At 70.1% G+C, this 22319-nt stretch carries 19 protein-coding genes; 7 read left to right on the plus strand and 12 right to left on the minus strand.

Features of this window, described 5'->3' with window-relative positions; genetic code table 11:
* Window positions 1-31 precede the first annotated feature (31 nt).
* Window positions 32-2359 (minus strand): rhamnogalacturonan lyase, encoded by a 2328-nt coding sequence (locus tag ACQPYZ_RS27205; RefSeq protein WP_433161062.1) that lies wholly within the window; start codon window positions 2357-2359, stop codon window positions 32-34.
* A 181-nt stretch (window positions 2360-2540) separates the two neighbouring features.
* Between ACQPYZ_RS27205 and ACQPYZ_RS27210 the strand changes: the two genes are divergently transcribed.
* Entirely contained in the window at window positions 2541-4802 is a 2262-nt protein-coding gene (locus tag ACQPYZ_RS27210) for an FdhF/YdeP family oxidoreductase (protein ID WP_433161063.1), read from the plus strand.
* Here the strand turns inward: ACQPYZ_RS27210 and ACQPYZ_RS27215 are convergent.
* Window positions 4777-5955: an MFS transporter gene (locus ACQPYZ_RS27215; protein ID WP_433161065.1), complete on the minus strand. Its 1179-nt coding sequence runs from the start codon at window positions 5953-5955 to the stop codon at window positions 4777-4779. The two genes, ACQPYZ_RS27210 and ACQPYZ_RS27215, sit on opposite strands and share 26 nt — an antisense overlap.
* Before the next feature lie 112 nt (window positions 5956-6067).
* Between ACQPYZ_RS27215 and ACQPYZ_RS27220 the strand changes: the two genes are divergently transcribed.
* A complete protein-coding gene (locus ACQPYZ_RS27220; RefSeq protein ID WP_433161067.1) occupies window positions 6068-6625 on the plus strand; it encodes a CGNR zinc finger domain-containing protein in 558 nt (185 codons plus the stop codon).
* On the opposite strand, the gene ACQPYZ_RS27225 is transcribed toward ACQPYZ_RS27220, so the two are convergent.
* The 3 genes from ACQPYZ_RS27225 to ACQPYZ_RS27235 all read right to left on the minus strand — a co-directional run bounded on the left by ACQPYZ_RS27225 (window position 6609) and on the right by ACQPYZ_RS27235 (window position 10156).
* Window positions 6609-7058: a hypothetical protein gene (locus ACQPYZ_RS27225; RefSeq protein ID WP_433161068.1), complete on the minus strand. Its 450-nt coding sequence runs from the start codon at window positions 7056-7058 to the stop codon at window positions 6609-6611. The genes ACQPYZ_RS27220 and ACQPYZ_RS27225 overlap by 17 nt on opposite strands.
* A gap of 153 nt (window positions 7059-7211) precedes the next feature.
* On the minus strand, window positions 7212-9401 hold the full coding sequence (locus tag ACQPYZ_RS27230) for an MMPL family transporter (RefSeq protein WP_433161070.1): 2190 nt from the start codon (window positions 9399-9401) through the stop codon (window positions 7212-7214).
* 218 nt (window positions 9402-9619) lie between these two features.
* Window positions 9620-10156, minus strand: a complete 537-nt coding sequence (locus tag ACQPYZ_RS27235) for a YgjP-like metallopeptidase domain-containing protein (RefSeq protein ID WP_433161072.1) — start codon at window positions 10154-10156, stop codon at window positions 9620-9622.
* A 523-nt stretch (window positions 10157-10679) separates the two neighbouring features.
* Here ACQPYZ_RS27235 and ACQPYZ_RS27240 point away from each other — a divergent pair.
* Together ACQPYZ_RS27240 and ACQPYZ_RS27245 are read left to right on the plus strand one after the other, a co-directional pair.
* On the plus strand, window positions 10680-10838 hold the full coding sequence (locus ACQPYZ_RS27240) for a DUF5679 domain-containing protein (RefSeq protein ID WP_012922897.1): 159 nt from the start codon (window positions 10680-10682) through the stop codon (window positions 10836-10838).
* 127 nt (window positions 10839-10965) lie between these two features.
* Window positions 10966-12285 (plus strand): ABC1 kinase family protein, encoded by a 1320-nt coding sequence (locus ACQPYZ_RS27245; protein WP_433161074.1) that lies wholly within the window; start codon window positions 10966-10968, stop codon window positions 12283-12285.
* On the opposite strand, the gene ACQPYZ_RS27250 is transcribed toward ACQPYZ_RS27245, so the two are convergent.
* The 5 genes from ACQPYZ_RS27250 to ACQPYZ_RS27270 all read right to left on the minus strand — a co-directional run bounded on the left by ACQPYZ_RS27250 (window position 12282) and on the right by ACQPYZ_RS27270 (window position 15034).
* On the minus strand, window positions 12282-13745 hold the full coding sequence (locus ACQPYZ_RS27250; protein WP_433161076.1) for an MFS transporter: 1464 nt from the start codon (window positions 13743-13745) through the stop codon (window positions 12282-12284). The two genes, ACQPYZ_RS27245 and ACQPYZ_RS27250, sit on opposite strands and share 4 nt — an antisense overlap.
* Before the next feature lie 86 nt (window positions 13746-13831).
* Window positions 13832-13999 carry a hypothetical protein gene (locus tag ACQPYZ_RS27255; protein ID WP_433161077.1) on the minus strand — a complete coding sequence of 56 codons (168 nt, stop codon included), beginning with the start codon at window positions 13997-13999 and terminating at the stop codon, window positions 13832-13834.
* A 152-nt stretch (window positions 14000-14151) separates the two neighbouring features.
* Window positions 14152-14370, minus strand: coding sequence for a hypothetical protein (locus ACQPYZ_RS27260; protein WP_433161079.1), 219 nt, complete (start codon window positions 14368-14370; stop codon window positions 14152-14154).
* A 30-nt stretch (window positions 14371-14400) separates the two neighbouring features.
* A complete protein-coding gene (locus tag ACQPYZ_RS27265) occupies window positions 14401-14688 on the minus strand; it encodes a WhiB family transcriptional regulator (protein WP_132151798.1) in 288 nt (95 codons plus the stop codon).
* 148 nt (window positions 14689-14836) lie between these two features.
* Entirely contained in the window at window positions 14837-15034 is a 198-nt protein-coding gene (locus tag ACQPYZ_RS27270; RefSeq protein WP_433161081.1) for a hypothetical protein, read from the minus strand.
* 427 nt (window positions 15035-15461) lie between these two features.
* On the opposite strand from ACQPYZ_RS27270, the gene ACQPYZ_RS27275 reads away from it, so the two are divergent.
* Window positions 15462-16412, plus strand: coding sequence for a YihY/virulence factor BrkB family protein (locus ACQPYZ_RS27275; RefSeq protein ID WP_433161082.1), 951 nt, complete (start codon window positions 15462-15464; stop codon window positions 16410-16412).
* Between the two features lie 10 nt (window positions 16413-16422).
* Here ACQPYZ_RS27275 and ACQPYZ_RS27280 read toward each other — a convergent pair whose 3' ends face one another.
* Complete coding sequence (locus ACQPYZ_RS27280) at window positions 16423-18528, minus strand: ATP-dependent DNA helicase UvrD2 (protein WP_433161084.1); 2106 nt, start codon at window positions 18526-18528, stop codon at window positions 16423-16425.
* Between the two features lie 102 nt (window positions 18529-18630).
* Between ACQPYZ_RS27280 and ACQPYZ_RS27285 the strand changes: the two genes are divergently transcribed.
* Both ACQPYZ_RS27285 and ACQPYZ_RS27290 read left to right on the plus strand, forming a co-directional pair.
* Complete coding sequence (locus ACQPYZ_RS27285) at window positions 18631-18870, plus strand: mycoredoxin (RefSeq protein ID WP_433161086.1); 240 nt, start codon at window positions 18631-18633, stop codon at window positions 18868-18870.
* A 135-nt stretch (window positions 18871-19005) separates the two neighbouring features.
* Window positions 19006-21372, plus strand: coding sequence for a hypothetical protein (locus ACQPYZ_RS27290; RefSeq protein WP_433161087.1), 2367 nt, complete (start codon window positions 19006-19008; stop codon window positions 21370-21372).
* Here ACQPYZ_RS27290 and nudC read toward each other — a convergent pair whose 3' ends face one another.
* Window positions 21373-22308: an NAD(+) diphosphatase gene (nudC, locus tag ACQPYZ_RS27295; protein WP_433161088.1), complete on the minus strand. Its 936-nt coding sequence runs from the start codon at window positions 22306-22308 to the stop codon at window positions 21373-21375.
* Window positions 22309-22319: the final 11 nt, after the last annotated feature.

The following is a 22319-nucleotide window of genomic DNA, read 5'->3' on the forward strand; positions in this document are numbered from 1 at the left end:
ACAAGTCGCGGTCGCGACGTGTGGCATGGAGCTACCGGGGCACTGTGGACCAGTCGGTGTCCGAGGCGAGGTAGAAACCCGGGTACGACGGCTGGTTGTACGCCGTGTTCTGCCGCGCCACTTCGACCCGGTACTGCGGGTCGTGCATCAGCGTGTACAGCTTCCGGTCGGTAACCTCGGTGCTCAGGTAGATCCGGATCGCACTGCTGTCCGCCGTACGCACCAGCAACTCCTCCCGCCAGTCGCCGAACACGTCCGCGACCAGCGACGGATTGCCCTTCGTGCCGTTGTTCGTCTGCGTGCCGGTGGCCTCGAGCAGGGTGCCGCGCTGCCAGTCCTTGATCGTCGGCGTGACCGTGCCGGCACCGTCGACAATCTGCGTGGTCAGGTCGGCGGCCCACCGGATGCTCTGGTTGGTCCCCGGCTGAGCGGTGCCCAGATCGTCGCCGTCCGCGGTCCGTAGCCGCATCGCCCAGGTCTCCAGCCCCGGCTCGGCCGGAACGATGTCCCCGACCATGCCTCGCCCGGTGTCCCGGCCGGAGTACTCGCCGTAGATCACCTCGCCGGTCTTCGCGTCCCGCAGCGCATAGCCGTACGGCGCGGACGTCGCCCCCTCGTGCACGGTGAAGATCTCGAGCCCGGGCCGCTGTGGATCGATGTCGGTCACGTGCATCGCGTCGCCGTGACCGAGCCGGGCGACCGCGCCCGGGTCGGCACTGCCCGGCGGCAGGACATCGGTGGAGCTGTAGAGCACGCTGCCGTCGTCGTCGATCGTCGCCGAGCCGTAGACGATCTCCTGCTTGCCGTCGGCGTCGACGTCCGAGGCGCTGAGCGAGTGGAACCCCTGCGTCGTGATCGAGCCGTACTCCGGGTCGGTGCCGTCGCGGCCGTGCGGGCTGTCGTTGAACGGGTTCGTCATCGGTGTCCAGCCGCTGTCGACGTACCACCGGGTGATGATCCGCCGCCCGTTCCAGTCGTACGCCGCCATCGTCGTCCGGGTGTAGTAGCCGCGGGCGAAGACCGCGGACGGCCGGGAGCCGTCGAGGTACGCGACGCCGGCCAGGAAGCGGTCGACCCGGTTCCCCGGCTCGATCCGCGCCATCGCGTAGTCGCCCCACCGGAGTCCGTCGTCCGACCGGCCGGGCTGGTAGTGGACAGTCTGCAACTCACGGCCGCTGCGACCTTCGAAGACGGTGAGGTACTCCGGCCCGCTGAGGATGAAGCCTTCGAACGAGCGCAACTGGTTGCGAGTACTGCGGCTCGGCGCGTAGACGTCCATGAAGTAGTCCACCAGCGCGGAGGCGTCGGCGCGGGTGAGCGGGTACTCGTACCGCGGCTCGATGCCGAACGCCGCCTCGAGGGTCGACGGCCACTGTCCACGCACGACTTCGGGCTGCCGGTGCCACTGCTGGAACAGATCGACCAGGTGGTCGTAGTAGTCGGCCGCACTGACGCGGTAGTCGTTCCGGTGTGAGTAGCCGGCCCGTCGATCCGCGGCAGGCATGGTGATGTAGCGCCCGGACTTCACCCGCCCGTCACGGTGATAGGTGATCACCTTGGTGCCCGGTGCGGTCTTGAGCATCAGCTCCGAGCGGCCGTCGCCGTCGAAGTCGTACACGAGGAACTGCGTGTAGTGCGCGCCCGCACGGATATTCACGCCGAGGTCGAGGCGGTACAGCAACGTGCCGTCGGCCTTGTACGTGTCGAGGTAGACGTTGCCGGTGTAGCCGACCTGGGACACGTCCTTGGCGTTCGACGGGTTCCACAGCACGACGTACTCGTACTGCCCGTCGCCGTCCACGTCGCCGACACTCATGTCGTTGGCCGAGTAGGTGTACGCCTCACCCGCCGGCGTCACGCCGTCAGCCGGCTTGCGGAGCGGCAGTTCGGTGTAGCCGGCGGCCCATGGCGACACGGAGTCGCTGCGATCGGCCTCGCGACCCTTCACCACCGACACGACCCGATAGCGCGAACTCAGCGAGCGAGACCGGTCCAGGTAGTTGGTGCTGTCGGTGACGGTCGCAATCCGCTTCCCGTCCCGGTAGACGTTGAAGTCGGCGCCGGTCAGGCCATGGTCGCTCGCGCCGGTGGCCTCCTTGCGCAGCAGCCGCCAACTGAGGAACACACCCTCGCTCGTGGTGGTTGCGACCAGGCCGCGATCAAGGCGCTCCAGTTGTGGCCGGCTGGGCCGGTCGCCGGCCGGGGCGGAACCGGCGGCGGCCAGGGCGGGAGCGTCGGCGGCCGGGGCGGGACTGTCGGCGGCCGGGGCGGGGCCGGCGGCGGCGTACGTCGTACCGCCGAGAGCGGTCGCGGCGGCGAGGACAACGGCGGCGAGGCGCCGACTCCGGGAGCTGGACATGGGCGGATCCTTCACGGAGGGGTGGCAAGCGTTTTCCCAAGCACGGTAGGACGCTGCCTCGAAGCTGTCGAGGGATCTGTCCGCAACCGGTCGCGGGCCGGTTCGATAGCTGCCGTCAACCGCAACGCAGGCGACATCTATCAACGCGGCCTGAACTGATAGCGCGAACTATGGTTGAAACATGGTCGATATCGAGCAGCCGAAGAAGAAGGCCGCCGGCGTCCCGGCGGTGCTTTCGTCGTTCAGGTTCGGTTTCCGCGAGATGGGCCCGGCCCGGACCGGCAAGGTGTTCCTGAAGATGAACCAGGACGGCGGTTTCGACTGCCCGTCCTGCGCGTGGCCGGACCCCGACCACAAGCGCAAACACGCGGCCGAGTTCTGCGAGAACGGCGCCAAGGCGGTGGCCTGGGAGGCGACCCGCAAACGGGTGCCGCGGGACTTCTTCGCCAGTCACTCGATCGACCAGCTGAACCGGATCTCGGAGTACGAGCTCGGCAAGCTCGGCCGGATCACCGAGCCGATGCTGCTCCGGGCCGGCGCGACCCACTACGAGCCGGTCGGCTGGGAGGAGGCCTTCCAGGTGGTCGCCCGGCACCTCGAGGGTCTCGACGACCCCGACGACGCGGTCTTCTACACCTCCGGCCGGACCAGCAACGAGGCCGCGTTCCTCTATCAGCTCTTCGTCCGCGCCTACGGCACGAACAACCTGCCCGACTGCTCGAACATGTGCCACGAGTCCTCCGGTACGGCGCTGTCCCGGGTGATCGGCAGCGGCAAGGGCGCGGTCACGCTGGAGATGCTGGAGGAGTCCGAGCTGATCGTCGTGGTCGGCCAGAACCCGGGCACCAACGCGCCCCGGATGCTCAGCCACCTCGAGCTGGCCAAGCGCAACGGCGCCGAGATCGTCTCGGTGAACCCGCTGCCCGAGCCGGGCCTGATGAACTTCAAGAACCCGCAGCGCCCGAGCGGCTGGGTCGGCAAGGGTACGACGCTCGCCGACCAGCACCTGCAGATCCGGATCGGCGGCGACCAGGCGCTGTTCCTTGCCGTCGGCCACCTTCTGCTCGAGGCCGAGGCGGCGAACCCGGGGACCGTGCTGGACAAGGAGTTCGTCGAGTCGCACACCAGCGGCTTCGAGCTGTACGCCAAGCACAATGCCGAGCTCGACTGGGCCACCGTCGAGCTGGCCACCGGGCTGCGCCGGGCCGAGATCGAGGAGTTCACCCAGCGGTTCATCAGGTCGAAGGCGACGGTGATCTGCTGGGCGATGGGCCTGACCCAGCATCGCGAGGCGGTCGCGACGATCAGCGAGATCGTCAACGTCCTGCTCCTGCAGGGCAACATCGGCAAGCCCGGCGCGGGCCCGTGCCCGGTGCGCGGCCACTCGAACGTCCAAGGCGACCGCAGCATGGGCATCTGGGAGAAGATGCCGGACGCGTTCCTGGACAAGCTCGACCACGAGTTCGCGTTCACGTCGCCGCGTGCGCACGGCGTCGACGCGGCCGAGACGGTGAAGCGGCTGCGGGACGGGACTGTCCGGGTGTTCTTCGCGATGGGTGGCAACTTCGCGTCCGCGACCCCGGACACCGAGGTCGTCCATCGCGGGCTGCGGCAGTGCGACCTGACCGTGCAGGTGTCGACCAAGCTGAACCGGTCGCACACAGTCGTCGGCCGCGAGGCGCTGATCCTGCCGACGCTCGGCCGGACCGACCACGACCACACGCCGGCCGGTCCGCAGTCGGTGACGGTCGAGGACTCGCAGGGTGCGGTGCACCTGTCCACCGGCAACCTGATCCCGCCGGGACCCGAGCTGAAGTCGGAGATCGGCATCATCTGCGGGCTCGCGCAGGCCGTCGTACCGTCGGTCGGGCAGATTCCGTGGGCCGACTTCGCCGACGACTACAGCCTGATCCGGCGGCGGATCGGGCGGGTGGCCGACGGCTACGAGGACTTCGAGGAGCGGCTGCGCGCGAACGACGGCGGCTTCCTGCTCGCGCATGCGGCCCGGGACCGGCGGGAGTTCCGCACGTCCGACGCGAAGGCGCAGTTCACCGCGAACGACCTGAGCTGGTTGCCGACCGAGCCAGGCCGCCTGCTGCTGCAGACGATGCGCAGCCACGACCAGTTCAACACCACGATCTACGGTCTGGAGGACCGCTACCGCGGCATCCACGGCACCCGCGAGGTCGTCTTCGTCAACCCGGACGACCTGGCCGAGCTGGGTCTGCGGGACGGGGCGTACGTCGACATCGTCAGCGAGTTCGCCGGCGTTGAGCGGCGGGCGTCCGGGTTCCGGCTGGTGTCGTTCCCGACCGCGCGCGGCTGCGTGGCGGCGTACTACCCGGAGACCAACGTGCTGATGGCGGCCGACGACGTGGCCAAGGGCAGCAACACCCCGGTAGCCAAGGGCCTGACGGTCAGGCTGGAGCCAGTCTCCGCCTGAACCACGGCTGAGCTGCGGCAAGCAGGCCGGCGACCGCCGCGGTAGAGAGCCAGAGTCCGGCCGCACCGAAGGACTCGAGCAATCGCGTGACCGTCAGCGGCGCGATCGCGGTGGCGAAGCCCCAACTGAGACCGAACACGGCCAGGTAGCGGCCGCGGGCGTGGTCGGGCGCGAGGCTCGACGCCAGCGTGAGGTAGCGGGTCAGCAGGAAGAGTTCGCCGAGGCTCCACAGGACCGCGGCGGCCAGGAAGACGGCGAGGGTGTGCGCGAAGGCGCTGACCAGGAGACCGGCGCCGACCACGACGTACCCGATCGTCAGTGCGCTGAAGTCGTCCAGGTGTCGCAGACGCAGGAAACGCTGGGCGACGATCATCGTGACCGCCGAGACGGCCAGGATGAAGCCGGCGCCGGACTCGGGTAGGCCTTGCTCGACCAGCGTCAGCGGGATGCCGATGACCAGTTGCATGTAGATGGTGGCGAAGACCGTGCCGCCGGCGAGCAGGAGCAACAGGCGGCGGTCACGCCAGACCTGGGTGCGGGTCGGTTGCTCGCGGTCGCGGCGTACGTCGGCCGGGAGCGCGCGGGCGACCAGGATCGCGCACGCTGCGCACGTGATCGCGTCGGCGACGAACAGCCAGCGCAGATCCCAATGACTCAGGGCTGCGGCGAGGAGCCCGGCGAGCACTCCGGCGGCTGCCATCGCCGCGCTGAGCAGGCCGTACGCAGCCGGTCGGTCGATCGGATCGGTGACGTCGGCGATCGTCGCCTGGCTGGGTGGTTCGTAGATCTCGAAGACCAGGCCGAGCAGGACGGTCGCCACGATCGCGGACCAGAGCCCGCTCGAGAGCGCGATCCAGGTCTGCGCGACGGCGCATCCGGTCAGCCCGAGCACGATCGTCCGGCGACGACCGAGCCGGTCCGCAAGGTGCCCGCCGAGCAATCGCGACGGGATCGTCGCCGCCCCGAACAGCGCCAGGATCAGGCCGGTCTGACTCAGAGACGCGCCGAACTCGACCGTGAGCACCACCCCAAGGAACGGCAACGTGAACGCGCCGATCCGGTTGACCGCCCGGGCCGCCACCAGCACCCACACCACCCGCGACACCCCGCGCCACAGCGTCCTGGGCGTGCGCCCAACTGCTGCGGTGGACACGACCGCCTCCTCCGGCGTGACTATCTAAAGGGATATGGTTAGTCACGCGAGGTCGACTGTACGGAGAGAGCCTGTGACCGGTCAAGTGTCTTTTGATAGTCATGCGCGCAGCGTGCTGGCTGCTGCCGTGGAGTACGTGAACCGGCTGACGCCCGGGTACTCCGGCGGCTCGCCGGTGGCCGCGCCGGCCGACGAGTCACAGGCTGTCGGGGATGCCCTGGCCGCGATCGGTTATCCGCGTCCCGACGTACCACCGGCCGATGCGCGGCGGCTGACGATGCTCGCGGGCCAGATGCGGACCGTCTTCGAGGCGGCGCACACCGGCGACCTCGACCGGGCCGCGACGGAGGTCAACGCACTCCTGCTCGACACCAACGCCCGTCCCCAGCTGGACCGGGGGAAGGACCGTCCGTGGAGCCTGCACTTCCACGGCCCGGACGACGAACTCGCCAACGGCTGGGCCGCCGGCTGCGCGGCCGGCCTCGCGATCGCGCTCGGCAGTGACCTGGCCGGTCGCCTCGGCGTCTGCGCCGCCCCGCAGTGCGACCGCGTCTTCGTCGACGTCTCCCGGAACGCCCAGCGTCGCTTCTGCTCGCCTCAGTGCCAAAGCCGGGTCAAGGCGGCAACCCACCGCGCCCGGCAGCATCCCCGGCCTACCGGCGGAAAGTGAGGACCGGGTTGGCCGGATCCTGATTGTCGACGAGAACCTGGGCGCGGGTCTGCGGCCGGACCTGGTCGACGTAGAGCCGTTCGCCGGGGATGTACTTCGTCCGGTAGCGCTGCTCGGCGGCCTCGGCCGACGACATCCACTGCTGGTCCCGAGCCGTGCCGCGACGGAGCACCTCGTCGAAGGTGATGTCGACGTACACACGCAGCTCCCAGCAGTCGTCGAGCTCGGGCCGTTGGAGGAACACCCCGTCGGCCAGCAGGATCGCGTCATCCGCCGCCCGCAGGGCCGGCCGGTCGAGTGCAGCTCGGGCGGACGGGTCCATCACACCGGTGGTAGAGCGACGGTCGCCTCCCGGGCCCAGCGGGACGAGCAGCCGAGCGCGGATCGCCTCGTTGTCCCACGTCTCGAGGTAGTAGCCCTCCGGCGAATCCACCGGGTACGTCGTCCGCAGCTCGACCGCACGCTTGAAGTAGTCGAGGCCGCCGGAGCATCGACCGAGAAAGCGCCGAGCGCTCCACCGTTGTTCGGTGGAGCGCTCGTGCTGACGCGTTGCCGACCGTGGTCGGGTTGCGTTCTGGTCGAAGGGTCAGCCGACCGGGGTGAGCTCGCGCTCGGGGTCGGCGGGGGCGGCAGGGGCCGCGTGCTTGGCGGGACGGCCGCGCAGCCACCTCGGTGCCCACCAGTTGGCGTTGCCCAGCAGGATCATGATGCTCGGCAGGACGACCGCCCGGATGATGGTCGCGTCGATCAGGATTGCGACCGCCAGGCCGACACCCAGCTGCTTCATGTCCAGCGTGCTCAGCGTGGCGAAGACCGCGAACACCCCGATCATCACCGCGGCCGCACTGGTGACCACCCCGGCGGAGCCGGTGATGCCTTCGGCAACGGCCTGCCGGGTCGGCACCCCGCGCTGCACGGCCTCGCGGATCCGGCTGACGACGAACACGTGGTAGTCCATCGACAGCCCGAACAGCACCACGAAGAGGAACAGCGGCAGCCAGGAGACGACCGCGCCGTTCGAGCGGAAGTCGAGGATGCCCTCGGCCCAGGTGTTCTGGAAGACCGCGGTCACCACGCCGTACGCCGCCCCGGCGCTCAGCACGTTCAGGAAGATCGCGGTGAGTGCGACCACCACGGACCGGAACGTCACCATCATCACGATCATCGTCAGCAGCAGCACGAACCCGATCACCAGCGGCAGCTTCGACTTCGTGTGGGCCGCGTAGTCGACGTCCGCGGCGACGAAGCCACCGACGGCGTACTCGACTCCCGGCACGGTGCCGACGGTCTGGGGCATCAGCTCCTTGCGCAGCTTGTTCAGCGAGTCGCGGGCTTCCTGACTCCCGCCGTCGTACGGCGTGGCGACCTCGACCACCGTGACCGTGCCGTCCTTCGAGACCCGCGGCTCCTCGAGACCGTCCTGTGCGTAGAGCTTGTCGCTCTGCGTGCGCTTGCCCAGCTCGGCCAGGGCGGCCTGCACCGCCGGCTGCTGGCCGGCCGGCGCGCGGACGGCGACCTGGTGGCTGGTCCCGGTGCTCGGGAAGGCCGCGGTGAGCCGGTCGTACGCCTGCATCACGGCGGTGTCCCGCGGCAGGTCCTCGGTGCCGGGGAACTTCAATGTCATCCCCAGGGCGGGCGAGGCGACCGCGAGCAGCGCGGTGACCGACACCAGCAGGGTGGCGATCGGGTGCTTCAGCGCCGGCTTCAGCACGGCCGGCCAGAACTTCGGCTGCCCCTTGCTCGCGGTCAGCCGCCAGACGAACGGGATCCGCGGGCGGTCCACCCACCGGCCGAGCTTCGCCAGCACGGCGGGGAGCACGGTCAGCGAACCGACGACGGCCACCGCGACGACCAGGATCGAGCCGACCGCGAAGGACGAGAACACCGCGTCCCGGGCCAGGAACAACCCGGCCATCGAGATGATGACCGCCGTACCGGAGACGACGACGGCGTGCCCCGAGGTGGCCGCGGCGACCTCGACCGCGTCGACGTGGCCGCGTCCCTTGGCGCGTTCCTCCCGCTCACGGCGGAGGTAGAACAGCGAGTAGTCGACGCCGACCGCCATGCCGATCAGCAGGATGACGCTGTTGACCGCGTCGACCGCCGGGACGAACTGCGATGCGGCCGCCGACAACCCGATCGCCGCGGCGACCGCCGACAGCGCGAGCAGCAGGGGCACGGACGCCGCGATCAGCGCGCCGAAGGCGATCAGCAGGATCGCCAGTGTCACCGGCAGGCTGAACATCTCCGCGCGCTTGAAGTCCTCGCCGAGCGTCTCGTCCAGGGCCTTGCCGATGGACAGGTTGCCGACCTCCTCGATCCGGAGGTCCGGATACTGCTGCTGGACCTGGGCGGTGGTGTCGAGCAGCGGCTGTACGCGGTTGTCATCGTCGCCGTCCTTCAGGGTGACCCTGACGATCAGGGCGTCTCTGCTCGGCGACGGCATCGGCTGAGCGACCTGCGCGACCCCACCGAGGGCGCGCATCCGCTCGATGACCACACCGGCCGCCTCGGTCGCCTCCGCCTGGTCGAGCTGTCCTGACGGCGACGTGATCAGCACGCTCTCCACATCCGGATCGGCGAAGTTGCCGGACTTGACGATGGTGTCGGCCCGGGTCACCTCGCCGATGTCGCCGTCACCCTCGGACTCCTTCGTGCCGGTCGCGGAGCCGAGCGCGAAGCACGCGATCACGACGACCACCCACATCGCGATCGCCCGCCACGGATGGGTGGCACTCCAGCGCGCCATCCGCACCGTGATCTGTCCCCTGGCCATACCTTCCCTACCCCTCTGCGCCCCCTCCGGCGCCCCACCCAGCGCACCTGGCGTGGCGCTGGCTACGGGTCAAAAGCCTCGCTGGAGGAGGGTGGTCGCCACCATGCAGGAAGCCACCGAGTTCACCCTGAGGAGAACCCCACCCCGCCCCTGCGGAAACCCACACCCGAGGCGAGGGTGGATGCCGGAGGGTGAGCGGGTGGAGGCGGAGGGTGGGGTCAGAAGTCTTCGAGGTCGAGGGAGGAGGCGGCGGAGATGCCCTCCAGGTAGCCTTCGGCGCGCTCGGCCTTGGGGTAGCGGTGGACCAGGGCCCAGAAGGCGGCGTTGTGAGCCGGCTCGACCAGGTGGGCCAGCTCGTGGATCAGCACGTAGTCGACCACCCAGCCCGGCATCGCCTGCAGCCGGGTGGACAGCCGGATGGACCGGTCCGCCGGAGTGCAGGATCCCCACCGTCTGTTTTGGTTCGAAACCCACCGCACGGACGCAGGTTCGGGCACTTCCGGCAGGTGACGACACGCGAGTTCGTGTGCTCTGGCCAACAATTTTTCGTCGGACACGCGGGACCGGCTGCGCTGCTTCTCCAGCCGCGCCAGCATGGTCTCGACCCAGCGCGCCTCCTCCGCGGCGGACAGCCGGTCGGGCATCAGCACGACCACCCGCTCACCGTCCCGGTAGGCGCTGACGGTCCGCTTGCGCCGCTTGCTCCGGCGGATGTCCACATAGGGCGGGATCGGGCGCGGTGGAGAGTCGGCCATGGGTCAGAAATGTACTCCCCGAATCCGACAACTTTCTTGCGTCCACATCCTGTGCATCGACGTTTCCGCAGGTCAGACGCCAGATCTTGAGCCCGGCGCCGCCGGTTGTTCACATCCTGTTCCCCCGGCCGTCCACAGCGCCCGGCGGCGCGTCCCACAGGTTGCACACAGGGTTATCCACAGGCGTGGACAACGCCCTCTTGCCTGCGCGGCGACGGGCTCCTAGCGTCGGGGTCAGCAGGCTCCCGGACCGCCTCCGGGGCCGTTCGGAGGGGAAGCCGAGCGGTTCCGAAGGCGGACCCCCGGGAGCCTGCTCTGTGCTGCCGGCAGGTTCGGAAAGGGCTTTCCTCGGGTGCTCCCAGCGGCGCGCGGGCCGGGAGGTGCGCTTGAGCGTGCGCCCGGCTGCCGTAGGGTGAATCCCGACTGGGCCGAACGGCCTACGGCAGGACGGTCTGCCGTTAGCATCCACGACTGCCTGGGGTGGGAACCCCGGGCTGGTATTCAGAGCAAGGAGAGGGCCCTCATGGCAGAGACCTGGAGCGGCGAGTTCTACTGCGTCAAGTGCAAGGCCAAGCGCACCGCCGACGGCGAGGTCAAGGTCAACGACAAGGGCACGCGCATGGCCAAGGCCAAGTGCCCCGAGTGCGGTACGAACCTGAACCGGATCCTCGGCAAGGCCTGACGCACCAAGTCGTAGGGGCGGTGGTGGACCACACGGTCCACCACCGCCCCTCGTCGTTCCCGCCGTTCGCGACCGGCACCGGCGACCCCCGCGGGGGTGCGCTTGGGTGACCGGACAGAATGGAGGAGTGTCGGACCTTCCCCGCAAGGCGCTGAGCCGGACCGCGAAGCTCGCCAGCCTGCCCATCGGTGCCGCCGGCCGGGCGACGGTCGGCCTCGGCAAGCGGATCGGCGGTGCGCCCGCCGAGGCCGTGATGGCCGAGTTCCAGCGCCGGACCGCCGACCAGTTGTTCGCCGTGCTCGGCGAGCTCAAGGGCGGCGCGATGAAGTTCGGGCAGATGCTCAGCCTCATGGAGTCGGCGATGCCGGAGGAGCTCGCGGCGCCGTACCGGGCGACGCTGACCAAGCTGCAGGACTCCGCCCCGCCGATGCCGGCCTCGACCGTGCACACGATCCTGTCGCGGGAGCTGGGCAGGCGCTGGCGGGACCGGTTCGACGAGTTCGACGACCTGCCCGCCGCGGCCGCCTCGATCGGCCAGGTGCACCGGGGCACGCTGAAGGACGGCCGTGAGGTCGCGGTCAAGCTGCAGTACCCGGGCGCCGCGGAGGCCCTGCGCGCGGACCTGCGCCAGCTCGGCCGGTTCGCCCGCACTTTCGGCACGCTCGTACCCGGCCTGGACATGAAGCCGCTGGTCGCCGAGCTCCAGGAGCGGATCGGCGAGGAGCTCGACTACGACCGCGAGGCCCAGGCGCAGCAGCAGTACGCCGACGCCTTCAAGGACCACCCGGAATTCGTCGTCCCCCGGGTCATCAAGCACTCCCCCAGCGTGATCGTGTCGGAGTGGATCGAGGGCCGGCCGCTGTCGTCGTACATCACCGGCGGCACCAAGCAGGAGCGGGACGACATCGGGCTGAAGTACGTCCGGTTCATGTTCAGCGGGCCGAAGCTGGCCGGGCTGCTGCACTCCGACCCGCACCCGGGGAACTTCCGGGTGATGCCGGACGGCCGGCTCGGCGTGGTCGACTTCGGCCTGTGCGCCCGGCTGCCCGACGGCCTTCCGCCGGCGATCGGCCGGCTCCTGACGATCTCGCTCCAGGGCGACGGCATCGCGGTCCGCGACGGCCTCCGGGCCGAGGGCTTCATCAAGCCGCGGATGGACATCGACCCCGAGCAGCTGATGGACTACCTCGCCCCGTTCGCCGAGCCGGCCAGGACGGAGACGTTCCAGTTCAGCCGCGAGTGGATGCGCGCCCAGGCGAACCGGACCAGCGACTTCCGCAGCCCGAGCGCGTCCCTCGCGCTCAAGCTGAACCTGCCGCCGTCGTACCTGCTGATCCACCGCGTCTGGATCGGCGGCGTCGCCGTCCTGTCCCAGCTCGAGGCCGAGGCGCCGTTCAGCTCCGTCCTGGACGAGTTCCTCCCCGGCTTCACCCGCGTCGAGAGCTAGTCGAGCGCCGGCTCGGAGCGGAGCGTGCGGGCCAGCAGGACGCTGATCACGGTCAGTACGACGGCGGTGATCCCGGCGGCCAGGTGCAGCCCGTCCGTGAAGGCGTCGCGGGCCGCGTCCAGTACGGCGGCCGGCACCCCGCCGCTGACGGCCTCACCCAGCGAGCTCCCGCCCTGCCCGTCCATCTGGCTGCGGTACGTCGCGGTGACCACGCTCCCCAGGACCGCGATCCCGAGCGCATACCCGAACTCGTTGCTCGTCTGCGTCAACGCCCCCGCCGAGCCGGCCTTCTCCGGCGGCACCGAGCCGATGACCAGGTTCGTGCCCAGCGTCACCAGCGGGGCGACTCCGGCGCACTCGATCGCGAAGGCGACGACCAGTACGGCGGTCGACGTCGCCTGAGCCATCACCGCCATCCCGACGATGGTCAGCGAGATCCCGGCCGGGATCAGCACGCCCGGCCGGATCCGGCGGGCCAGCCGCGGCGCGACCTGGAAGGAGACGGTCGAGGTGATCATGCCGGGCATCAGCGCGAGCCCGGCGGCGAGCGGGGTCAGGCCCTGCACCAGCTGGAGGTACTGCGCGACGAACACCATCACCCCACCCGACAGCATCGAGTACGTCATCATGCTGCCGAGCGTCACCGTGAACGTCCGGCGGGTGAACAGCCGTACGTCGACCAGCGGGTCCGCCAACCGCTGCTGACGCCGGACGAAGACCCAGCCGAAGGCCGCGCCCACGACCAGCCCGCCGACGGCCGTCGTACTCGGGCCGTGGGACGCCAGGTCCTTCAACCCGTGGATCGCCGGCAGGATCGCCGCCAGCGACAGCAGCACGCTCGGTACGTCGATCCGCCCGGCCTTCCGGTCGCGGTACTCCGGCAGCAGGAACGGACCGACCGCCAGGAGCACGGCCATCGCGGGTACGCCGATCAGGAACGCCGAGCCCCACCAGAAGTGGTCCAGCAGCACCCCGCCGACGATCGGCCCGACGATCGCCCCGACCGTGAAGCAGCCGGCCCACACGCCCAGCGCTGACGCCCGCTGCCGGGCGTCCGGGAACAGCGTGGAGATCAGCGACAGCGTGGTCGGCGCGATCGCGGCACCGGCGATCCCGAGCACCGCCCGCGCACCGATCAGCATCCCGGGACTCGTCGAGTACGCCGCGACGACCGAGGCGGCACCGAAGACGGCGGCCGCGGCCAGCAGCAGGCGCCGCCGGCCGATCCGGTCGCCCAGAGTGCCCATGGTGATCATCAGCCCGGCCACCATGAACCCGTAGACGTCCAGGATCCACAGTTGCTCGCTGCCGCTCGCGCCGAGGGCCTCGGTCACCGCCGGCACCGCCAGCAGCATGACGAACAGGTCCAGTGACACCAGCAGGGTGGCGAGCGACAGCACGGCCAGCCCGATCCACTGCCGGCGGCCGGCCCTTGCGGGCGCACTCTCGGTGACGGTCATCGATCCGGTCCTTCCGCTGGGGGTTCTTGCCTTCACCCCTGCGTCGGACGGATCAGCGCCGGATCGACATCCGGTTCAGGACTTTCTCACCAGTAGACCGAGTCCAGCTTCCCCTCGATGTTGCGGACGTTCTCCCGGGTGCAGCGGTCGCAGTACAGCAACTTCCGGCCGTCCTCGACCGAGGTCAGCCAGGTCAGCGGCGCCTCGTCGGTCTCCGCCTGCTGACCACACAACGAACAGGTAGCTCTGGTCACGCGGACAGTGTGCCCCGCGCCGGCCGGACAACCCAAAGGGGCGGCATCGCAGTGGATGCCGCCCCTCGGCGATTCAGCTGGTCAGGCTGGTGCCCCGCGGGCCGGTCCTCCCTTGCGGACCGGCCGGCCAGGCGTTCAGTTGTGCTGGTGGATCAGACCAGCCGGGCAAGCGCGAGGCGCGCACGTGCGCTGGCCCTCTCCGCTCGCCGGGCGGCCCGCTCGGCCCGCTTCTGCGCGCGCTCCATCGAGAGCGCGAGGTAGAAGCGCCGGTTCTGCTCTGCGTCGTTCAATTTGGAACGACAATGAGCACGGGCGAGATCTTCGTTGAGTAAATGCATCTCAGTTCTCCTACAAGAAATCTGGTTCGTCATGATCTGGAGTCTCGATTCGGATCTGGATCGTCAGGCGGCAGTTACGGTGTCGCTCTTGCGGGGACGCCCACGGGGCCGCTTGCGCGGAACCACCACTCCCTGGACGAACAGCTCACCGCCCCACACTCCCCACGGCTCGGAACGCTCGAGCGCTCCGGCCAGGCACTCGGCCTTCAGCGGGCAGGTGGTGCAAAGAGACTTTGCGTACTCGACGTCGGCCGGCGATTCGGCGAAGAAGAGTTCTGGCGCGTAGGACCGACAGGGCAGGTCCTGCGACGAGGCCACCTCGGTGAAGACATCGAGGAAGCTCACGCTCATTCCGGTCACCTCCCAGTGACTTGTGGTGCTGATCTCTTGTCGTCGGTGACAGCCGCCGGTTGACGGCCGCCAGAATCAGGGACAAACAAAAGGGCCGCGGGACCCTTTTCGGGTTCCGCGGCCTTGGAGGTGCCGGCGCTGACGTCTGTCAGACCGGTGGACTCCATGCTCGAGAACCCGAACCGCCGTACTTCACATCGCCGACAGCTCCGCCCTGGAAGTGGGCAGCGCCGGAGGCCATGAGCACAACGGTCGCGACACGCAGGCGCGGCGAGGCACCCTGAATCAGGGCGCACGGCAGCGCGGCAGTGTCGCTGAACGGCTTCTTGACCGTGTTGGTGATCATTCCAGGGCACCTCCTCTCGTTGTGGCGAAGCGGGCGGTTAGCTCGATCGCTATGGTGGTTTGAAGTTTTCGGCCAGCCTTCGACCGCAGAAAGAACAGTACGCCGTCCCCGGCGGGCCCCGCAAACTATTTAACGCCAGTTCGCGAAGTTGGCCGGAAGTTGCCGCCGCGGTGGCCGGAACTGGCTGCCACGACAGGCTCCCGGCACGCTCCGGGACGTCGTCCGCACGCTCCGGGATCGTTGCCTCTGTCACCTATATGCCACGTCTGCCGTGAGCAGAACCCGGCACGTCCTCCACCATGCGCCCCCTCCCCATGTGACCGCAACAGCTTTTCCCGGGCACCGGCCACGAACTCGGGCGACGCGGAAGGTTTGCAAGGCCCGGCCCGGGTTACCTCCAGGGCAGCCTGGGGAGAGAGGGGCGGAGATGGCCGGCAAGCAGGCGAACGACGTACCGGGGGTGGAGGCCGAGCGGCCGGCCCAGATCCCGGCGGCGGGCTGGTGGCAGGTGGTCAAGCGGGCGTGGGCCGAGGCGAAGGCCGACCAGGTCCCGCTGCTGGCCGCGGGTGTCGCCTTCTTCGCGTTCCTGTCCCTGTTCCCCGCGATCGTCGCGGCGGTGCTGACGTACGGGCTGGTCGCGGATCCCGCCCAGATCAGGACCCAGGCGGAGGACCTGGCGGCGGCCATGCCGGCGTCCGGACGCGATCTGCTCCTGCAGCAGATCGACGCGCTCACCTCCGCAGCCAGCCGGAGCCTGGGCATCGGCGTCGCGATCGCCGTGGCCACCGCGCTGTGGAGCGCCTCGGGCGGCGTCGGCTACCTGCTCACCGCGGTCAACCTGGCGTACGACGAGGAGGAGACCCGCGGGTTCGTCCGCCGGAAGCTGCTCGCGCTCGGGATGACGCTCGGAGCGATCGTGTTCGTCCTGCTCGCCGTCGCGCTGTTCGCCGCCGGCGCGGCCATCGGCGAGGACGTCCCGGGACCGGTCCGGATCGGTCTGCAGGTCGCCCGGTTCGTGCTGGCCGTCGTCCTGATCACCGTCGCGCTCGCGGTCATCTACCGGGTCGGGCCGTCCCGGGACGCGCCGCGGCTGCGCTGGGTCTCGGTCGGCGCGACCGTGGCGACCGTGATCTGGCTGGTCGCGTCGGTCGGGTTCTCGATCTACGTGGAGACGTTCGGCAACTACGCGAAGACCTACGGCAGCCTGGCCGCCGTGGTCATCCTGATGCTCTGGCTGTGGCTGACCGCATATGCCATCCTGCTCGGCGCCGAGATCAACGCCGAGTCCGAGCAGCAGACCGCGCGGGACACGACCAAGGGCGAGCCCCGCCCGCTCGGCGAGCGGAACGCGGTCAAGGCGGACTCGGTCCCCCAGTAGTTCGGTGGGCTCAGCGGGCGCAGAGCCCGAGGATGCTGTCCGCGTACTTGGTGAGCTTGGTGTGCCCGACACCCGGGATCCGGCGCAACGCCTGCTCGTCCGTCGGCCGGGTCTCGGCGATCGCGGTCAGGGTCGCGTCGGTGAGGACGACGAAGGCGGGCATGCGTTCGGTGGCCGCCTGCTCGGTGCGCCAGGCGACCAGGGCGTCGTACAACTCCTGGTCGATCGACGACGGGCAGTCCTCGCAGCGGCCGAGCTTGCGGGCGCCGGGCTCCAGCAGGCCCCGGCCGCAGATCCGGCACTTCGGGATCGGGCGCCCGGCCCGAGAGGACCGCTCGGCCCGGTCGGACGGCTCCCAGGCCGTCGGCCGCGGCGAACGGACGTGCAACGGGTCGAGGAAGCGGGTCGGCCCGCGCTGACCACGGCCGCCGGGCGAGCGGGAGGTGGACCAACTGACGAACAACTGCTGCTTCGCCCGGGTCACGCCGACGTAGAACAGTCGCCGCTCCTCCTCCACCTGCGCCGGCGTCTGGGCGTAGCTGATCGGCAGCGTCCCCTCGTGTGCGCCCGCGATGAAGACACAGTCCCACTCCAGGCCCTTCGCCGCGTGCAGGGTCGCGAGCGTGACCCCCTCGGCCAGCGGCGCGTGCTGGATCGACGCCCGCCGGTCCAGCTCGGCCATCAGGTCCGCCAGCCGGGCCGACGGGTTCTCCCGGGCGAAGTCCGAGGTCATCGTCACCAGCGCGCTGAGCGACTCCCACCGGTCCCGGACCGCGCCCGTCCCGGTCGGCGGCTCGGGTGTCCAGCCGGCCCCGCCGAGCACCCCGGTCACCACCGACACCAGGTCGTCGCCGCCGTCCCCGGCCTTCGCCTGACCGCGCAGCAGGACGGCGGCCTGCCGGATCTCGGCCCGTTCGAAGAACCGCTCCGCGCCCTTCAGCACGGTCGGGATCTTCCGCTCGGCCAGCGCCTGCTCGAAGTTCTCCGACTGCGCGTTCGTCCGAAACAGTACGGCGATGTCGCGCAGCGCCACGCCTTCGTCCTGCAACCGGACGACCGCCCGCGCGACCGCGTCCGCCTCGGCGACCTCGTCGGAGTACTCCCGGTAGACCGGCGCCGGACCCGGGTCGCGCTGGGACCGCAGCGTCACCCGGCCGGGCAGCCCGGACGGACCGGTCGCGTCCAGGATCTTGTTGGCCACGTCGACGATCTGCGGGGTGGACCGGTAGTCGCGGACGAGCTTGATCACGGTCGCGGAGGGATGCCGGGACGCGAAGCGCACCAGGTTCTCCGGCTCGGCGCCGGCCCAGGAGTAGATGGTCTGCGCCGGGTCGCCGACCACGCAGACGTCCTCGCGGCCGCCGAGCCACAGGTCGAGCAGGCTCTGCTGCAACGGGCTGACGTCCTGGTACTCGTCGACGACGAACGTCCGGTACTGCCGGCGGATCTCGGCCGCGACCCGCTCGTCCTCGGCGAGCAGCGCGACCGCGCAGAGCAGGACGTCCTCCAGGTCGATCCGCCCGCGCTCGAGCTTGACGTCCTCGTACGCCGCGAACACCCGGGCGATCGTGGCCGGGTCGAAGGCCGCCAGCGTCCGCCCCGACTTCGGCGCCAGCTTCGCGTAGTCGTCCGGGCGGACGTTGCTCACCTTGGCCCACTCGACCTCGCCGGCCAGGTCGCGCAGCGCCGGGGTGTCCACCCGGATCCGGCAGCGGGAGGCGGCCTCGGTCAGCAGCGGGAACTTGCGGTCCGCGATCGGTGGCAGCTCCCCGCCGTACACCTTGGGCCAGAACCACCGGGCCTGCCGCAGCGCGGCGGAGTGGAACGTGCGCGCCTGCACGCCCTCGACGCCGAGCTGGGTGAGCCGGCCGCGCATCTCCCCCGCGGCCCGCTGGGTGAACGTGACCGCGAGCACGCGGAGCGGGTCGAACGTGCCGGTGCGCACGCCGTACGCGATCCGGTGGGTGATCGCCCGCGTCTTCCCGGTCCCGGCGCCCGCCATCACTACGACCGGCCCGTGCAGCGTGGTCGCGACCGCGCGCTGCTCAGGATCGAGCGCCTCGAGGAGGTCATCCGCAGAAGCGGAGCGTGTGAGATCGCTCACCGACGGGGACATACGGGAACAGCACCACCTGCGAAACGGTTCGGATACGTCGACAGCAACCCTAGACGGGCGGCCGGACAGAATTCCCCTCCCACTGCACGAAGGAGTCAGCCGATGGCGGCTTTCACGATGTACTCGACCCCCTGGTGTGGCTACTGCCACCGCTTGAAGGGCCAGCTGAAGCGGGCCGGGATCGAGTTCGCCGAGGTCGACATCGAGCAGGTGCCGGAGGCCGCGAAGCTGGTCGAGAAGATCAACAACGGCAACCAGACGGTGCCGACGGTGGTGTTCCCGGACGGGACCGCGATGACGAACCCGTCGCTGGCCCAGGTGGCCGAGAAGCTGGCCGCCTGACCCTCGGTACGCCGGACGGCGCCGTACCCACGACCCGGGTGCGGCGCCGTTCTCATGCTCATAGGGCGTGAGTTATGGACTTTACGGTCATGACCGTTATACCTTCCTCGGAACAACGCCGCGAGGAGCCCGCCCATGATTCCGCGCCGTCATCTCCGCCGTGCCGTGTCCCGTGCCGCCGCCGTCCTGGCCGTCACCCTCGGTCTGCTCGCCACCGGCGGTCCCCCCGCCTCCGCGGCCCCGGACCCGAAGCGACCTGATCCGTTCCCGTCCGAGGTCGGTCCGATCCGGCCAGACGCCGGGCGGATGGGCCCACACGTCGAGGACCCGGTCCGCGACCTCGGCCCGCCGATCAGCTCGCTCACCGTGATGGAGGGCGCGGTCGGCCGGACGCCGGACGGCCGCGACGTCGTGTACGCCGTACCCGCCGGCGAGAACGCCCAGCTCAACGTCGTCGACCTGCACACCCGTCAGCTGATCCACGCCCTGCCGCTGGCCGGCGCCGCGGGCGCGTGGGCGATCGTGGTCGCGCCCAACGGCCACCTGTACGTCGGCACGTACCCGAACGCGCACCTGTACCGCTACGACCCGGGCGCGGGCACGGTCACCGACCTCGGCCAACCGATCCCGGGCGAATCCGTCATCTACGGCCTCACCGCCGACCCGAACGGCAACGTGTACGCCGGCACCTATCCGACCGCGCACGCCTTCAAGTACGACCCGTCCAACGGCCAGGTGACCGACTACGGCTCACTCGACCCGGTGCAGCAGTACGCGCGCTCGACCGTGTACGACCCGGACCACAACAAGCTGTTCGTCGGCATCTCCACCCCGAACGCCAGGCTGCTCCGGATCGACGTGGAGACGCGGCAGGTCGACGACCTCACTCCTCCCGGTACGACGGCCAAGGACTTCATCGACCTCGACTACGCGACCGGACGGGTCTTCGCCAACGCCAGCAGCCGGCTGGTCGTGGTCGACGCGGTCACCGGCGAGCAACTCAAGTACACCGACGCCGCCACCGGCAGTCAGGTGATGGACTATCCGATCGCCGCCCGTGGTGTGTCCGCGGCTGGTCCCGGCGGCGTGTACTTCACCAACAACACGCTGGACCTCATCCGCTACGACCTGGACACCAACACCGTCGCCACCACCGGCTTCAAACTCACCCGCGGCGCCTCGATCGGCTATGGCTGGGTCACCGAGAACGACCAGCAGGTCCTCTACGGCCTGGCCGGCAACTACTCCGGCGGGACCTTCCGGTACGACCCGCAGGCCAACACGCTCGCGCAGTGGAGCTCGCCGTTCCAGTACGTCCCGGTCGCCCTCATGCACGCGCTGGCCGACCCCTCGACCGGCAAGGTCTTCGTCAACGCCTACCTGAACGGCTCCACGTCGGTCTACGACCCGGCCACCGGCAAGGCGACCGTCACCACCCGCCAGGGCCAGGTCGAGGACTGGGCCTGGGACGGCAACGGCAAGATGTACGTCGGCATCTACCCCTACGGCCGGCTGTCGCTCTGGGACCCGACCGCCCCCGCGAGCCCGACGAACCCGAAAGAGCTCTTCAGTCTCGTCGACAGCCACCACCAGAACCGGCCGGTCGCGGTCGTCCCGGCCGGCGACAAGGTGTACGTCGGCACTACCCCGGCGTACGGCGAGTACGGCGGAGCCCTCACGGTGTACGACGTACCGACCGGAGCCTTCACCGTCTACCGCAACGTGGTGCCCGACCAGACCATCTCCTCGCTGCTGCCGGTCAGCACCGGGGTCTGGGCCGGCTCCGGCATCGAAGGCGGTCAGGGCACCGAACCGATCGCGGACGAGGCGCACCTGGTCAAGGTGGACCCGTCGACCGGCACCGTGCTGACCGACGTCGTTCCTGTGCCCGGTGCGGCCAGCATCAACGGGCTGACCATCGGACCCGACGGCAAACTGTGGGGCCTGGCGGACGGCATCGTGTTCGTGGCCGACCCGACGACGGGCGCCGTACTCCGCCAGATCCCCGTCTTCAGCGGCCGAGCCGGAGCGAACGACGGTGCGCTGCAGTGGCGCGACGGCTACCTGTACGGCGTGACCGCCGGGCGACTGTTCGTCGTGGACAGCCTCGGCGGCGTGTCGACCATGCTGCGCGACCACGGCCTCAACCGGCTCACGCAGACCCCGGACGGCACCTACTACACGCTCCTGCGACCGGACGGCTGGACGAACCCGACCAACCTGGCCTCCTACACGCCACCGGTCGACGGCTGTCCGCAGTCCGATCTCCGGGCGATGGTGTGGACCGGGAACGTGAACAGCTACGTGACGAACCGGCACGTGACGTACGGCTGCACGCTGACCGACGTACTGCCAGACGCGGAGGCGGACTGGCCGAGCCACGCCGCGTACGTCATAGCCGTCGACCGGAAGCTGAGAGAGCTGGAGCGGGCGGGCACCGTGCAGCGCTGGGAGGGCATCCTCATCCGGATCGCGGCCGCCCGGTCCGACGTCGGCCGGTGATCACCAGCTGCCGGTGAGCTCCTCGCCGTACCAGCCTTCGATCAGGCGACGGGAGATGGAGATGCTGCCGGGGAGGGCCATCGTGCCGGCTTCCACCAGCGCACGAAGGTCCTCCCGGGTGAACCACTTCGCCTCGGCGATCTCGTCGGCGTCCACCTCGATGTCGGTGCTCGCCGCCTTGGCGTAGAACCCGAGCATCAGGCTGGACGGCAGCGGCCACGGCTGGCTGCCGGCGTACTCGACCTCCGGCCCGACGACCACCCCGGTCTCCTCCAGCACCTCCCGCCGTACGGCGGCCTCGAGCGACTCCCCCGGCTCGACGAAGCCGGCCAGGGTCGAGTAGCGCCCTTCCGGCCAGGCCTCGTTGCGGCCCAGGAGCGCACGGTCCTGGTCGTCGGTGACGAGCACGATGATCGCCGGGTCGCTGCGCGGGAAGTGCGACAGCCCGCACTCCGGGCACTGCCGCACGTGTCCTTCCTCGACCACGACCGTGTGCGCGCCGCAGTTCGCGCAGTGCGTGTGGATGCCGTGCCAATTGGACAGCCCGACCACGTGGACCGCCATCCCGGCCTCACGGTCGTTCAGCACGGCGCCGACCTCGCGCAGGCCGGCATACGACTCGCCCTCCTCGGCGTCGGCGTCCGCGTCGACGATCACCGCGAACACGGCGCGCCCGTCGGCCGTCTGGCCCGCACCGGACACGCGGTCGATGCCGAGGAAGACACGTATCCCGTCCGGCGCCTCGGCCGGCGACACCAGGCGCAGAGCGGTGCGCTCGTCGTTCACGAGCAGTTTGTCCCCGGCCACCACGGCCACCTGGGTGTCCGGCGCGTCCCACGCCTTGTCCAGCCACTCGTCGTCCCGCCTCCGATCGGCGGCGCGGTCGAGCACCGCACGGGAGAGGGCTAGCGAACCGGGAGCGATGGAGTAGGCCACATGCCTCAACA

Source organism: Kribbella sp. CA-247076, from assembly GCF_050942445.1.
In the GTDB taxonomy this organism is placed as follows: Bacteria; Actinomycetota; Actinomycetes; order Propionibacteriales; family Kribbellaceae; genus Kribbella.